Annotated in this window: 16 protein-coding genes and 1 tRNA gene; 14 read left to right on the top strand and 3 right to left on the bottom strand. The window is 60.3% G+C overall.

Features of this window, described 5'->3' with window-relative positions:
- Window positions 1–132: 132 nt before the first annotated feature.
- From bamA to rpmE, 4 genes are all read left to right on the top strand, one after another.
- Complete coding sequence (gene bamA / locus E0502_RS00365; RefSeq protein ID WP_420813484.1) at window positions 133–2,817, top strand: outer membrane protein assembly factor BamA; 2,685 nt, start codon at window positions 133–135, stop codon at window positions 2,815–2,817.
- Window positions 2,817–3,509 (top strand): OmpH family outer membrane protein, encoded by a 693-nt coding sequence (locus tag E0502_RS00360; RefSeq protein ID WP_137676022.1) that lies wholly within the window; start codon window positions 2,817–2,819, stop codon window positions 3,507–3,509. Before bamA ends, E0502_RS00360 begins: the two co-directional genes overlap by 1 nt.
- Window positions 3,510–3,532: 23 nt before the next feature.
- Window positions 3,533–4,000, top strand: a complete 468-nt coding sequence (gene fabZ, locus E0502_RS00355; RefSeq protein ID WP_137676021.1) for a 3-hydroxyacyl-ACP dehydratase FabZ — start codon at window positions 3,533–3,535, stop codon at window positions 3,998–4,000.
- A 100-nt stretch (window positions 4,001–4,100) separates the two neighbouring features.
- A complete protein-coding gene (gene rpmE / locus E0502_RS00350; protein WP_137676020.1) occupies window positions 4,101–4,325 on the top strand; it encodes a 50S ribosomal protein L31 in 225 nt (74 codons plus the stop codon).
- Window positions 4,326–4,401: 76 nt separating this feature from the next.
- Here the strand turns inward: rpmE and E0502_RS00345 are convergent, their stop codons facing one another.
- Together E0502_RS00345 and E0502_RS00340 are read right to left on the bottom strand one after the other, a co-directional pair.
- Window positions 4,402–4,719, bottom strand: a complete 318-nt coding sequence (locus E0502_RS00345) for a TraR/DksA family transcriptional regulator (protein WP_137676019.1) — start codon at window positions 4,717–4,719, stop codon at window positions 4,402–4,404.
- Between the two features lie 2 nt (window positions 4,720–4,721).
- The gene (locus E0502_RS00340; RefSeq protein ID WP_137676018.1) at window positions 4,722–5,369 is read right to left on the bottom strand and encodes a prolyl hydroxylase family protein; all 648 of its coding nucleotides are present in this window, start codon (window positions 5,367–5,369) and stop codon (window positions 4,722–4,724) included.
- A 205-nt stretch (window positions 5,370–5,574) separates the two neighbouring features.
- On the opposite strand from E0502_RS00340, the gene E0502_RS00335 reads away from it, so the two are divergent.
- The 10 genes from E0502_RS00335 (at window position 5,575) to E0502_RS00290 (ending at window position 13,735) form a co-directional block, all read left to right on the top strand.
- Window positions 5,575–5,651: transfer RNA gene (locus tag E0502_RS00335), tRNA-His, on the top strand.
- Window positions 5,652–5,699: 48 nt separating this feature from the next.
- The gene (locus tag E0502_RS00330; RefSeq protein ID WP_137676017.1) at window positions 5,700–6,764 is read left to right on the top strand and encodes a Leu/Phe/Val dehydrogenase; all 1,065 of its coding nucleotides are present in this window, start codon (window positions 5,700–5,702) and stop codon (window positions 6,762–6,764) included.
- Window positions 6,765–6,834: 70 nt separating this feature from the next.
- The gene (gene ccmC / locus E0502_RS00325; protein ID WP_137676016.1) at window positions 6,835–7,563 is read left to right on the top strand and encodes a heme ABC transporter permease CcmC; all 729 of its coding nucleotides are present in this window, start codon (window positions 6,835–6,837) and stop codon (window positions 7,561–7,563) included.
- Window positions 7,550–7,696 carry a heme exporter protein CcmD gene (locus tag E0502_RS00320; protein WP_338047299.1) on the top strand — a complete coding sequence of 49 codons (147 nt, stop codon included), beginning with the start codon at window positions 7,550–7,552 and terminating at the stop codon, window positions 7,694–7,696. Before ccmC ends, E0502_RS00320 begins: the two co-directional genes overlap by 14 nt.
- Before the next feature lie 9 nt (window positions 7,697–7,705).
- Window positions 7,706–8,167, top strand: coding sequence for a cytochrome c maturation protein CcmE (gene ccmE / locus E0502_RS00315; RefSeq protein WP_137676015.1), 462 nt, complete (start codon window positions 7,706–7,708; stop codon window positions 8,165–8,167).
- The gene (locus E0502_RS00310; protein ID WP_137676014.1) at window positions 8,164–10,113 is read left to right on the top strand and encodes a heme lyase CcmF/NrfE family subunit; all 1,950 of its coding nucleotides are present in this window, start codon (window positions 8,164–8,166) and stop codon (window positions 10,111–10,113) included. Before ccmE ends, E0502_RS00310 begins: the two co-directional genes overlap by 4 nt.
- Window positions 10,110–10,640: a redoxin family protein gene (locus E0502_RS00305; RefSeq protein WP_137676013.1), complete on the top strand. Its 531-nt coding sequence runs from the start codon at window positions 10,110–10,112 to the stop codon at window positions 10,638–10,640. The genes E0502_RS00310 and E0502_RS00305 overlap by 4 nt, the downstream gene beginning before the upstream one ends.
- Window positions 10,637–11,071 carry a cytochrome c-type biogenesis protein gene (locus E0502_RS00300; protein WP_137676012.1) on the top strand — a complete coding sequence of 145 codons (435 nt, stop codon included), beginning with the start codon at window positions 10,637–10,639 and terminating at the stop codon, window positions 11,069–11,071. The genes E0502_RS00305 and E0502_RS00300 overlap by 4 nt, the downstream gene beginning before the upstream one ends.
- Window positions 11,068–11,697: a tetratricopeptide repeat protein gene (locus E0502_RS00295; RefSeq protein ID WP_137676011.1), complete on the top strand. Its 630-nt coding sequence runs from the start codon at window positions 11,068–11,070 to the stop codon at window positions 11,695–11,697. Before E0502_RS00300 ends, E0502_RS00295 begins: the two co-directional genes overlap by 4 nt.
- A gap of 124 nt (window positions 11,698–11,821) precedes the next feature.
- Complete coding sequence (locus tag E0502_RS00290; RefSeq protein ID WP_137676010.1) at window positions 11,822–13,735, top strand: potassium transporter Kup; 1,914 nt, start codon at window positions 11,822–11,824, stop codon at window positions 13,733–13,735.
- Between the two features lies 1 nt (window position 13,736).
- Here the strand turns inward: E0502_RS00290 and E0502_RS00285 are convergent, their stop codons facing one another.
- Window positions 13,737–14,396: an inner membrane-spanning protein YciB gene (locus tag E0502_RS00285; RefSeq protein ID WP_137676009.1), complete on the bottom strand. Its 660-nt coding sequence runs from the start codon at window positions 14,394–14,396 to the stop codon at window positions 13,737–13,739.
- Window positions 14,397–14,404 lie beyond the last annotated feature (8 nt).

Here is a 14,404-nt window from a genome sequence, read left to right as displayed (position 1 = left end):
CGCGGGACAAAGCGGGGGTTTGGTCCTGACTTTGCTTGATCGGGGGGGCTGCATCGGGCACAGGGCGCCAACGCGCCTAAGCCGGATGATGATCGGGCATGGCGCTGGGTGGAAAAACTAAGATTGGATCGTATGACCGTGTCGACATTTGGACGGGAAATGCTGAGCGACAACACACTGACAACCGGCCGCCGCTTGGCGCTCGCTTTGTTGGGTACAACGATGCTCGCAGGCATGCCCGCAGTGGCCTTTGCGCAGGATGAAGCGGAAACGGTGCAGCCTGCACCGCAGCCGGCCACACCGCAGGTGCAGACCATTCAGTCGATTGCCGTCGCCGGTGCGCAGCGTCTCGAACCGGAAACCATCGTCAGCTACATCCGCCTTCGAGTCGGCGATCCCTACACGCAGGCAGCTGCCGACCAGGCGATCAAGGATCTTTACGCAACTGAACTGTTCTCCACCGCAACCGTGCGCAATGACGGTGGTAATGTGGTGATCGAAATCGTCGAAAATCCGGTCGTCAACCGGATCATCATCGAAGGCAACAAGCGGATCAAGAACGACAAGATCGTTCCGGAAATCAAGCTGTCGCCGCGCCAGATCTATACCCGTTCCAAGGTCCGCGCCGACACGCAGCGGATTATCGAGTTGTACAAGCGGCAAGGCCGCTTCGCTGCGACGGTCGAGCCCAAGATCGTCCAGTTGAGCCAGAACCGTGTCGACATCGTTTACGAGATTTCGGAAGGGCCCAAGTCCAAGGTCCGCCAGATTAACGTGATCGGCAACGAAGTGTTTTCCGACAGCGACCTGCGCGGTGAAATGATCACCAAGCAGGCCCGCTGGACCAGCTTTTTCAGTTCCAACACCAGTTACGACCCTGACCGCCTTGCCTTCGACCAGCAAAAGCTCCGCCAGTTTTACCTGACCGAAGGCTATGCCGACTTCCGGGTCGTGTCCGCAGTCGCCGAGCTGACGCAGGACAAGAAAGACTTCATCATCACCTATGTGGTGGAAGAGGGTGAGCGCTACAAATTCGGTGAAGTGACCGTCGACAGTCAAATTCGCGATTTCGACAATGAGCGGCTCCAGACCCGCCTGCCGATGAAGCAGGGCGACTGGTACGATGCCAAGTCGGTCGAAGACACGGTGGAGCAGTTGACCGAGCTGGCCGGAACGTTCGGCTATGCGTTTGCAGATGTCGAACCGCAGTTCCGTCGCAACAAAGACGAGCTTGAAATGAACATCACCTTCGCTCTGCGCGAAGCACCGCGTGTTTATGTCGAGCGGATCGATGTCAACGGCAACACGCTGACACAGGACAAGGTCCTGCGCCGTGAATTCCGCCTAGCTGAAGGCGATGCGTTCAACTCGATAGGCGTAAGCCGGTCTTCGAACCGCATCAAATCGCTTGGTTTCTTCCAGGAAAACTTCGAGATCGAACAGAAGCCGGGCAGCCGGCCGGACCTCATCGTTCTCGAAGCGAATGTAGAAGAACAGCCAACCGGCGAATTGCAGTTGTCGGCCGGTTTCTCTTCGATCGAAAGCTTCATCCTTGCGGCTTCCGTGCGTCAGCGCAATTTCCGTGGTCGCGGCCAGACCGTAGGCGCGAGCGTCAACTATTCGCGCTACTCGCGTTCGGCGCGGCTGAGCTTCACCGAGCCCTATGTGTTCGACCGCAATATATCGGCTGGTGTCGATATTTATCGGCAGGATTTCAACAGCTTCAACTTCCGCAACGCGAACCGGAACACCACCTACAGCCAGTCGACAACCGGTGCCTCGCTTCGCGTGGGCGTGCCGTTGACCGAATATATGTCGGTCGTGGGGAGCTACACGTTCAACTATGACGATGTGTCTCTGGACGAAAGCCAGTTCTTCGCTGATCTCGATCAGGACGGCGTATTCACCTGCGAACCGCTGATCGCCGGACGGTTCCTGTGCGATGCCATCGGAACCCGGACCAGTTCGATCCTTGGCGCGACAGTTGCCTTTGACAACACCAACAGCCGCTTCCGTCCGACGCGCGGCATGACCGTTTCATTGACGGCCGAAGCAGCGGGTCTGGGCGGATCGGTCAAGTTCATTCGCAGCCGGGCCAAAGCCGCGCGCTATTGGAATGTGTTTGATAACTTCATCTTCTCGCTCACTGCAGAGGGCGGGGTGATCAATGGGTATGGCGGTGATCGTGTCCGTCTGACGGATCGCTTCTTCCTCGGTGAGCCGCAGATCCGGGGTTTCGATATTCGCGGGGTCGGGCCGCGCGTCTTGCGTCAGCCGATCATTGCTGACCCGGATAGCGCCGATCCCAACAACCCCGATGGTCTGGTGGTAACCGACCGCGAGCAGATCAGCGATGATGCGATTGGCGGCGAGGCTTACTATCTCGGCCGGGCCGAGCTGGAAATCCCGCTTGGCTCGGGGGCTTCTGAACTCGGCTTGCGTCCGTCGATCTGGATGGATGTTGGCGCGCTGTTCAACGTCACCGCGCCCGATCTGCAGCAAAGCCCGTTTCCGACCGGTTTGGCTTTCCAGCTGCGTGATACGGATGGCAACCCGCTGTTTATCAATGATGGCGGTGCATCGACGATCGATCCGAACGAATGCACCAATGCACCCTGTTCACCGCTCAACCGGATTATTCCGCCTTTCCAGGAAACATTCCTGGGCGACTCCGCCAGCCCCCGCATCTCGGTGGGCATCGGGGTTAACTGGAACTCGCCATTCGGGCCGTTCCGTATCGATTTCGCTCAGATCATCAAAAAGGTCGAGGGCGACGATACCAAGACTTTCTCATTCAACGTAGGTACTCAATTCTAATGAAACAGCTTTTCAAGCCGGCGCTTCTCGCTGGTCTCTCGCTCGCCGCAACCGCAGCGCTGACCGCCACGCCTGCCGCAGCGCAGGTCAACGGTATCGCCACCAGCAGCCCCGAAGCGGCGATGGTGCAGTCGCAGGCGCTGCAGACCGGCTACAACACGATCAACACGACCTATGCGGCGCAGCGGACCCAGATCCAGACTCTCCAGACCGAGGTGAACAATCTGCAGGTCAGCCTCGATACCAATGGCGACCGCGAAGTGAACCAGGCCGAATGGGATGCCAATCCCGGCGTGACCGCGCAGATCGAAGCAAAGCAGCAGCAGTTGCAGACCGCTCTAACGCCGATCGCGCTGGCTGAATATTATGTGGTCGAGCAATTGCTGACCAACTATGCGGCTGCACAGAATCAGGTCATCACCGCCAACAACATCCAGATGATGCTCGATCCGCAGGTCTTCCAGTATCGCACCGAGGGTGTCGATGTGACGCAAAAGATCGTTGCCGCGCTCAATCAGTTGGTCCCGACAGTAGTCGCAACCCCGCCCGCGGGCTATCAGCCGCGCCGCGAAACGGTTGCGACCCATCAGGCGATCCAGCAGATTATCGGCGGTCTTGCACGCCGTGCGGCTGCGCAGGCTCAGCAACAGCAGGCACAGCAGCCAGCGCAGCAGCAGCCTTCGGGCCGCTAAGCGAAGCATACGGGGGCAGGGCCATGAGCGAGGCAGGCGAAACAAGCGGTTTCGACATCCACAAGATTCTCAAGGCCCTGCCGCACCGGTATCCCTTGCTGCTGGTCGACCGGGTCAAGTCGATCGAACTGGGCGAGCGGATACACGCCATCAAAGCGGTGACCATGAACGAGCAGTTTTTCCAGGGGCATTTCCCCGGCGCTCCGATCATGCCCGGCGTGTTGCAGATCGAAGCCATGGCGCAAGCGGCGGCGATCCTCGGGATCGAGACTCTGGAATTGGCGGGAACCGGCAAGCTGGTGTTCTTCATGGGCATCGATAACGCCAAATTCCGCGCTCCGGTGACGCCCGGCTGCCTGCTCGACCTGGAAGTCGAATTCTTGCAGAAGCGCAGCCGGGTCTACAAATTCAAAGGCCGGGCGAGCGTCGAAGGCAAGACGACCAGCGAGTGCGAATTCACCGCCATGATCGCTGATCCGCCCGCGTCGTAGACAAGACTTGCCAAATATCGCAGCGCACACTAGACGCGCCGCTTTCCCGAACACAGCGCACCCGGTCGGAACCGGGTTCAAGCTACGAAGGACAGAAACGATGAAAGCCGAAGGCCATCCCGAATATCACATGATCACGGTCAAGATGACCGATGGCACCGAATACCAGACGCGCTCCACCTGGGGCAATGAAGGCGATACGCTTACGCTTGAGATCGACCCGACCAGCCATCCGGCATGGACCGGCGGCAAGCAGCAGCTTCAGGAAGGCGGCCGCGTTGCAGCTTTCAACAAGCGCTTCGGCGGACTTTCGCTCAAGAAGTAAACAGTTTCATAGCTTGGCAGCCTTCGGGCTGTCGGAGGAGGGCGGCCTGACGGGGTCGCCCTTTTTGTTTCCGGGCCTATGCTGCGTGTTCGATACAGCGCGTCGCGATCGGACGTGCCTTGAGCCTGTCCGGCGAAATCGGTTTGCCGCACACCGAACAACTGCCGTAGGTTCCGTTCGCAATTCTCGCCAGCGCGTACCGAATCTGCTGGATTTCCGAGCGCAACACATCGTCGACTCCCTCCAGCGCTTCATCGTCGGCAAGGTCGATCGCCTGGTCGCTCGAATCGGCATCGAGTGGCTGACGCAAATCATCCTCGATCACTTCGGCGCGTTCCAGCAAATCAGCCAGTCTGGCCCGTAGCTGCGTTTCAAATCCGGTATAATTTTCCATCACTATCCCCATGGCCTTTCACGATACCATTTCGTGATAACGTATTTCAGGCCTTTGCGCACTTTCATCCCGTGGTGCAGCGTGTTGACATTGCCGAGCGGTTCGCCGCCCGCCGGGCTTGGCTTGCGATTGTTCCAGCACAGCAGCTTTCCCGCCTCTGGCCGGAAACTCTTCTTCACCACAGTGAAACGGGTAGCACCTCCTGCAGGGACATCATTGAGATAGATCATGAAAGTCCATGTCCGCTGGCCGGCGACCGAACAGTATTTTTCCCAATCCTGACCCTGCGGATTGAACCAGTCGTTGTGCGGCTTGAACTCCTGCCCCACGTCATATCGCTGGCCTTGCACCGGTTCGCCATGCGCCGGATCGATGCCGTTCAATTCCAGCAGCTGTGCTTCCAGTTCCTGCACAGCCGGATTGCCCGGCGACAGATCGCATGTTTCGCTGGTTCGGAAATACTGGTCGCCATTGTGATCTGCGAGGGTCGACGGGCGGCGCTCTGCCTCGATCAGACCGATGAGCCGCTGACACAGTTCCGGGCCGATGAAGCGCTTGCGCTGGAACAGCTCTAGGTCGGAATAGGGCAGGCGCTGGATACCGCCGTATTCCATCAGCCGTTCAGCAGAAGATTCGCCAGCCTGCAGCATGATTATATTCCTAACGAACCGGGCTGCGCGAGCAACCCTGTAATAATCTTGCGCTATTGAGCGTTCATTGCACTTTTCACTTCACATCACATGCGCTCTGTGCAACAGGCTCGCGCCCGTTATCAGCCCCTCTTGACGGGGGCGCGCATGGGCGTAACAGCCCCGCTTCACGGCAGACTTGCTTCGGCAGGTTTGAGGGTATGTGGCGATCGTAGCTCAGTTGGTTAGAGCGCCGGTTTGTGGTACCGGAGGTCGGGGGTTCAAGACCCCTCGATCGCCCCATTTCCCCCTTTTTGCCGAATGCAATACGCGAACAGCGGGGCACCCGATATGACGGCATTCTGGACCGAAGCGGATTACGACGATCACGAGCTGGTGCAGCTTGTGCACGACCGTAAATCGGGCTTGTCCGCGATAATCGCTGTCCATTCGAGCCATCTCGGCCCGGGGGCGGGCGGCACCCGCTTCTGGCATTATGCTGAACCGAAAGACGCGATGCGCGATGCGCTGCGTCTGAGCCGGGGCATGAGCTACAAGAACGCGATGGCCGGTTTGCCGATGGGCGGAGGGAAGGCAGTCATCCTTGCCGACAAAGACCGGACCAAGACACCGGAGATGCTGGCTGCATTCGGTGACGCGGTCGAACGTCTTGGCGGCCAATATGTGACCGCAGAAGATGTGGGCATCAGCGAAGCCGATATGGTTGCTGTCTCTGAGCGGACCGGTTTTGTCTCCGGCCTCCCGGTCGAAGGCAAGGATGCCGCGGGCGGCGATCCGGGGCCGTTCACTGCGATGGGGATTTTCCACGGGATCAAGGCAGCCGTGCGCCACAAGCTTGGCAAGGATAGTGTGAAGGGCGTGCATGTTGCCATTCAGGGAACCGGCAGCGTTGGCGGCGGGGTTGCGCGCCTGCTCGCCAAGGATGGCGCGAAGCTAACTCTGTCCGACATACATGAAGACCGGGCCGCGGCGCTGGCTGACGAATTGGGCGGCAAATCGGTTGCGCCCGACGCGGTGATGAGCGTCGCCTGCGATGTATTCAGCCCCAACGCGCTGGGCGCTATCCTCGACGATGAAGGCATCGGCCGTCTCGACGCGCCAATTGTTGCGGGCGGGGCGAACAACCAGCTCGCGCGGGCCGGCCATGGCGAGAAACTGGCCGCGCGCGGGATACTTTACGCGCCGGACTACGTCATCAACGCCGGCGGTATCATCAGCGTGGCGATGGAATATCTGTGCAAACGGCACGGTGAACCGTGCGACATCAACGAAGTCCGCAAGCGCCTTGCCCAGATACCCGGCCGGCTCGACGAAATCTGGCAGGAGAGCGACCGTAGCGGAGTTTCTCCCGATGTCGTTGCCGACCGCATGGCGCAAAAGCTGATCGGACGCTGAGAGGCGCGACCTTGGCTCTTGCGAGCACGAACCGGCCCTGCCAAAGCTGGCGGGACGGGATGTTCAACTGATGCACGGCTTCGCTAATCCGAAACGCTTCCTAGCGCTCGCCAAATGGCTGACACCGCTCTTGCTGGTGAGCGGTATTGTGCTGTCAGCGATCGGCCTTGCATGGGGCGTGCTCAACGTACCGCCTGACCGGCTGATGGGCGACACGGTGCGCATCCTGTTCATTCACGTCCCGGCGGCATGGCTCGGCATGGGCGGGTGGACAGCCATCGCAATCTCGAGCCTGGTTTTCCTCGTCTGGAAGCATCCGCTGGCAAGCTTGGCTGCGCGCGCTGCGGCGCTGCCTGGCGCAGTCTTTACCGCCGTCTGCCTCGCCACCGGTTCTATCTGGGGGCGACCGACATGGGGCACCTGGTGGGTGTGGGATGGCAGACTCACATCGATGCTGGTGCTGCTGTTCCTCTATTTCGGCTACATGGCGCTCGCTCAGGCAGTTGCGCGCGAAGGCGGGTCGAGCCGCATCCCGGCGATTTTCGGCCTGGTCGGGGCGATCAATATTCCGATCATCAACCGCTCGGTCGTGTGGTGGAATTCGCTCCACCAGCCGCCCAGCATAACCATGGGCAAGAGCGCGATCGATCCGGTGTTCCTGTGGCCGCTCCTGATCGCCGTGGTGGGTTTTTCGCTGTTGTTCGGCGGCATAGTGTTGGCGCGGATGCGTGCGCTGCTGGCCGATATCCAGGCCGATGCCCGATTGCGGCGCAAGGCATTGGGGAATGAAATTGCGTGAGAATCTGGATCAATGGGACTTTGTGATTGCGGCCTATGCTGTCGGGCTGATCGCAATCATTGCGCTTGTGGTCTGGGTGTGGTTCGACATGCGCCGTGCTGAAAAGCGGCGCGACGAAGCGAAACGGAAATAGATTCCTGCGATGAAGGCAAAACACCAACGGCTTGTGCTGATCGTTATCGCGGTCATAGCGCTGATCGCAGCGGGTCTGCTCGCAGCCTATGCGCTGCGCAATCAGGCAAGCTATTTCTATGTCCCCACTCAGATGGTCGAAGAACCGCCCGCGGTCGGTCAGGCCGTGCGACTGGGCGGCATGGTTCAGGCCGGATCGCTTCAAACGCTGGCTGACGGGGTGACAGTCGCGTTCGTCGTGGGGGACGGCGATAACACAGTGCCTGTCCGGTTCACAGGCATACTCCCGGACCTGTTCGTCGAGGACTCAGGCGTGGTGGCAGAGGGACGTCTCGGGCCGGACGGGGTGTTTGTCGCTGACAATTTGCTCGCCAAGCATGACGAGAATTACGTCCCGCGAGAGCTTGAAGAAATGACCGAACATCAAAGGGCCAAAGTTGTCGCCGAAGCGGAAGCGGAAGCGGCGCAATGATCGCTGAAGTCGGCCTTGCTGCCCTATGGCTCGCAGCGGCACTGTCCGTGCTGCAGCTGATGAGCGGCGTGTTCGCTGTCCGGGGGCACGACGAGCTCGGCGCTCTGGTCCGGCCGACGGCGATTGCGCAAGGCGCGCTTGCCGCAGTGTCGTTCGGCATGCTGGTGTGGTTGTTCCTCATAACCGACCTGTCGGTCAAGCTGGTCGCGACCAATTCGCATTCGGCCAAGCCGTGGATTTTCAAGCTGGCGGGTTCCTGGGGCAACCACGAAGGCTCGATGCTGCTGTGGGTCACGGTGATGGCGCTGGCGGGCGGCCTGATCGCGCTGATCGAACGGCGTATTCCGGAAGTAACGATGCGTGCGACACTGGCGGCGCAGGCCTTCGTGGCCATTGGTTTTTATGCCTTTATCCTGTTCAGTTCGAACCCGTTCGAGCGGCTTCCGATGCCCGCTGTCGAGGGGCAGGGGCTCAACCCGCTGTTGCAAGACATTGGCTTGGCGTTTCATCCTCCGACCCTCTATTTTGGCTATGTCGGCTTGTCGGTGGCGTTCAGTTTTGCCGTGGGGGCTTTGCTCACCCGGCAAGTCACGCCCGATTTCGCGCGTGCGATGCGGCCATGGATACTCGGCGCGTGGATATTCCTGACACTGGGTATCACCGCCGGCAGCTACTGGGCCTATTACGAGCTGGGCTGGGGTGGCTGGTGGTTCTGGGACCCGGTCGAGAACGCTTCGCTGATGCCGTGGCTCGCGGCGACTGCCTTGCTCCATTCGGTGAGCGTTCTGGCGGCGCGTGATGCCTTGCGTACCTGGACGATCATGCTCGGGGTGGTGGCATTTTCCATGTCGATGCTCGGCACCTTCCTTGTGCGCTCGGGCATTCTGACCAGTGTCCATGCTTTCGCCGTCGATCCGGAACGCGGGACATTCATCCTCTTCCTGCTCGCAATCTATATCGGCGGTGCGCTGGCGGTGTTCGGTTTGCGCGCCGGCAGCATTTCAGAGGGCGCGCGCTTCTCATTCAGCAGTCGCGAAGGCGCGCTGGTGTTCAACAATGTGATGTTGAGCGCGATCCTCGGCATAGTGTTGCTGGGCACGCTCTACCCGCTGCTGACGGAGGCGTTTGATGTCCGGGTCTCTGTCGGTCCGCCCTATTTCAATCCGGTTGGTGCGATCTTTACCATTCCGATGCTGCTGGTGATGGCGGTCGGTCCATTGCTGCGCTGGCGGCAGGACAGCCTTGCGCGGATCAAGCTGCCGATGGTGATCATTGCGGTCATCATGCTTGCGACGCTGGCGCTGGTCGTGATCCTAGGGGCCTATTCGCTACTGGCCGATCTCGGTCTTGCAGTCGCGGTTGGGCTGGCGATTGCGAGCGTCCTTCCCTTGCGCGGCCGCAATTTGTTGCGCGTGCCGCTTGCGACATGGGGTATGGTAATCGCGCATTTCGGCATCGCCGTCGCGCTGTTCGGCATGGCGAGCGAAAGCGCGTTTTCGGAAGAGAAACTGGCCGCAGTCAATGTGGGCGACAGCACTCAGGTCGGTCCGTGGACGGTCAAGCTGGAAAGCGTGACGCCGGTTGCGGGGCCCAACTGGACGGCTATCGAAGGGCGGCTCCAGGCATCCTATGATGGCGGTGAACCGACAGAAATGAGCCCGCAGGCGCGCAATTTCTGGGCACCGGTCCAGGAAACCACGGAAAGCGAACTGGCGACCCGGTGGAACGGGCAGCTTTATGCCGTCGTCGGCAACGAAGCCAGCCAGGGTCGCTGGCAGCTGCGCCTCTGGTGGAAGCCGTTCGTGACATTCATCTGGCATGGCGGAATGCTGGTCGCCCTTGGCGGCCTGCTGGCGCTGATCGGGCGGGTGAAGACCGATCTCAAGCGCCGCCGGGGCGAAGATTTTGTCGATGAAGAATCCGCCGACGCGGAGGCTGTGGCATGAAGCGGCTGTGGCTGTGGATCCCGCTCGGGCTGTTCGCGCTTTTCTGCGGTCTTGCCGCCTATCAGCTCACTCAGCCCAAGGATGAATTCGTCCGCAGCACGATGATCGGCGAAAGCCTGCCGCAGTTCGACCTGCGGCCAGCCTATGCCTCGCTGCCTGGCGCGGCGACCGCCGATTTCACCGATGGCAAGCCGAAACTGCTCAATATCTGGGCCAGCTGGTGCATTCCGTGCATTTCGGAGGCACCGCACCTCGAGCGGCTGAAGGCGAGCGGGGCGGAGATCGTCGGCGTTGCCATTCGTGACCGGCCTGAGGATGTGGCACGCTTTCTGGCGAATTACGGCAATCCCTATTCGCGCATCGGGGCGGATGATCTGTCTGAAGTGCAGCTCGCCATCGGCTCTTCCGGTGTGCCGGAAACCTTCGTGATCGATGGCACGGGCAAGATCACTTACCAGCATATCGGTGACGTCCGCGCGGGCGATGTGCCGCTCCTGCTGGAAAAGCTGCAGGAGGCCGGGCAATGATCCGCCTGTTGCTTGCCACGTTGCTCGCCACGCTGCTCGCCGCCGGGATGGCCGTGCCCGCCTTGGCGCAGTACCGCCTGCCTCCCGCGCCTTACGCGTATCAGCAGCTCGAAAACCCCGCTGCCGAAGCCGAAGCACAGGCGCTTATGGAAACCTTGCGCTGTCTCAAGTGCCAGAGCCAGTCGATTGCCGACAGTGACGCGCCGATGGCTGGTGACATGCGCCACCAGGTTCGCACCCGCATTGCAGCTGGTGAGGAGCCCGAGGCGATCCGTGCGTGGCTGGTCGCCCGCTATGGCGATTACGTCAGCTACGCCCCGACCGTTAGCGAGACGACGTGGCCGCTGTTCGCCATTCCGTTCCTGCTGATTCTCGTCGCAGGCATTCTGCTGTGGCGGCGGATCGGGCGCAAGGAAGGGGACGCTGCATGACCTGGATTCCAATTCTCGCGCTGGCCCTGATCGTCTTTCTGGTGGCGGCGTTCCTCCTGCGGCTGCCGCGTGCGGGTTGGGCATTGTTCGGCGCTGCGCTAATGTTCGGGCTGGCGGGCTATGCCCTGCAAGGCTCCCCCCAAATGGCGGCATCACCCAAATCGCAGGTCGCCGAGATCAACGAAAGCAATTTCGCCTTTATCGAAGCGCGGCGCGAATTTTTTGGGGTGGACCAGCTACCGGCCCAGTACATCGTGATGTCCGATGGCTATGCGAGGCGCGGTGAATTCGTCGATGCGGCTGCGCTACTGCGCGGTGCTGTGGTGGAAAATCCGCAGGATGCCGAAGCATGGGTCGCTTTGGGCAATGCCTTGCTCGAACACGCCGACGGCAATCTGACGCCGGCCGCGCTGTTCGCATACAGCCGTGCAGAACTGGCAGAGCCGGGCAATCCGGCCGCGACGTATTTCTATGGCGTCGGGTTGCTGCAGGCCGGGCAGCCGATGCAGACCCGCGCAATCTGGGCCGATTTGGTGGAGAACGCGCCGGAAGACGCGCCATGGCGAGATAATCTCGCCGCACAGCTTGAGCGGTTGGACAATCTCATCGCGCAGGGCGGAATGTGACGGCGGCAAACCCGTTGTTGCGGTGCAAAAGCGATGGTGCTACGCGCCGCCACCTTTCGAATGACACCACTCACGCTGCACAATTGGCTGCGTTGGGACAACAGAACGGGGTTAGCGGGGCCATATGAGCGACGCGTCTTCCCAGACAGAATCAACCGGGCATGGTCACGGGTCGTCCAAAGCCGCGCTGGCAGTCGGTGCGATCGGCGTCGTTTTCGGTGATATCGGCACCAGCCCGCTCTATGCCTTCCGCGAGACGTTTATCGGTCCGAACCCGCTGCCGATCGATTACAACCATGTTCTGGGGGTCGTCAGCCTGATCTTCTGGTCGATGACGCTGGTCGTCGCCATCCAGTATGTCACCATCCTGATGCGCGCAGACAACAAGGGGCAGGGTGGTTCACTCGCATTGGTCGCGCTTATTTCAAGCAAGCTGACCAATCCGCGCTACACGTGGGTTGCTATCCTGTTGGGTGTGTTTGCGACGTCGCTATTTTATGGCGATAGCATGATAACTCCGGCAATCTCAGTGCTATCTTCGGTAGAGGGCCTGACCGTGGTCGACCACCGTCTCGACCGGTTCGTTATCCCTATCGCGCTGGCTTTGCTGGTTTTGCTGTTCGTGCTGCAAAAACGCGGCACGGCCAAAGTCGGCGCATTGTTTGCCCCGGTGATGATTGTCTATTTTACGGTGATTGCGACGCTGGGCGCGTTCCAGATATTCCAGCACCCGGAGATCCTCTGGGCGCTGAACCCCTGGTACGCGATCCAGTTCTTCATCATCGACAAATGGTTCGCTTTCCTCGCCCTCGGCTCGGTCGTGCTGGCGGTGACCGGTTCGGAAGCGCTCTATTCCGACATGGGCCATTTCGGCCGCGGGCCAATGAAACTGAGCTGGTTCGGCTTTGTCATGCCGTGCCTGCTGCTCAACTACTTTGGCCAAGGGGCGATGATCGTGAGCCTGCCCGCCGCTGAAGCGGCAGAGGCAATCAAGAGCCCGTTCTTCTTCCTTGCGCAGGAGCAGTGGCGCCTGCCGCTGGTCATCCTTGCCACCTTCGCAACCTTTATCGCCAGCCAAGCGGTGATCTCAGGCGCATTCTCGATCACGCACCAGGCGATCCAGATGGGCTATATCCCGCGCCTTTCGATCCGCCACACCAGCGAAACCGAGGGCGGTCAGATCTATATCCCGATCGTCAACTGGGCGCTGATGGTGGCGGTGATCATCCTCGTCCTGACCTTCCAGAACTCGTCCAACCTTGCCAGCGCATACGGCATCGCTGTGACCGGAGCGGTGACCATCGACACGCTCCTGATGGCGGTCCTGCTGGTCGGCGTGTGGAAATGGAAATGGTGGTATGCTGCACCGGTCGTGATCCTGTTCCTGATCGTTGACGGTGCTTACTTCGCGGCCAACCTGATGAAGGTCCCGGCAGGCGGCTGGTTCCCTCTGGTCGTTGGGGCGGTGATCTTCACCTTGCTCACCACCTGGGCTCGCGGACGCAAATTGATGCGAGAGCGGATGACCGAAGTGGCGCTGCCGATAGAGGTGTTCGCCAAATCGGCCAAGAACAGCGCGACGCGCGTTCCCGGTACCGCGATCTTCATGGCCTCGAGCACCGGCGGCGTGCCATCCGCGCTGCTACACAATATCAAGCACAACAAGGTGTTGCACGAGCGGGTGGTCATTCTGACCGTGCAAATCGGAGATGTGCCCTATGTGGACGAGGCCGAGCGCTGCGAATTTCATGACCTTGGGGACGGGTTCTATCGCGCGATTCTGCACTACGGCTTCATGCAGGAAACCGATGTGCCGCTGGGTCTGAAGACTATGCAGCAATGCGGCGGCGATTTCGACATGATGCAGACCAGTTTCTTCCTCAGCCGCCAGACGCTTCTGCCGAGCGACAAGCCCGGTATGCCGATCTGGCGCGAGAAGATCTTCGCCTGGATGCTGCGCAACAGCGCGACCGCGATGGAATTCTTCCGCCTGCCGACCAACCGCGTGGTGGAACTGGGCAGCCAGGTGCGGATCTGACTTAGCTGCCAGTCGGCGGCTCTTCCTTCAGAACATCGTCCTTCTCCTCGACCGCCAGCCCGTGCTTCAGCAGCATCGGGATCTGAGTGAAGGTGAAGAGGAAGGACAGCGGCATAAACACCCACAGCTTGGCCCATAGCCAGGATTCGAAGCTGAGGTTCATCCGCAGCGCTTCGTTCAGCGCGGCGAGGAGCAGAAAGAAAAAGCCCCAATTGCGCGACAGCTTGGCCCAGCCTTCGTCGGTCAACCCTTCGAATGCCGCTTCGAGCAGGATTCGCAATAGCGGCTTTCCCTTCCAGTAATAGGCACCGAGCAGGACGAAGCCGAACATCAGGTAGATGATTGTCGGCTTGAGCTGTACGAATACCGGATCGCCCAGGAAGATTGTCAGGCTGCCGAAGCCTACGATGAGGGCGGTAGAGAACCACAGCATGGGCGAGACTTTGCCAAGCCGCCATTTCGAGACGACCAGCGCGATGATTGCTGCGATGATAAAGGCAAATGTTCCCCGAATTACCGCCGCAATCTCAGCGATCGGTTCCGATTCCTCGGGCGAGAAATATTTGTAGGTTCCGAGGAATACGAGCAGAGGGCCGTAGTCGACTACAACGTTGAGCCAGCCGGAGCTCTGCTTCTTATGCATCTCGTTTGTCTCGCTCATTCTCACAT

It is taken from the genome of Parerythrobacter lutipelagi, from assembly GCF_005434975.1.
Taxonomy (GTDB): domain Bacteria; phylum Pseudomonadota; class Alphaproteobacteria; order Sphingomonadales; family Sphingomonadaceae; genus Parerythrobacter_A; species Parerythrobacter_A lutipelagi.
This window is presented reverse-complemented; position numbering and strand designations above follow the sequence as displayed.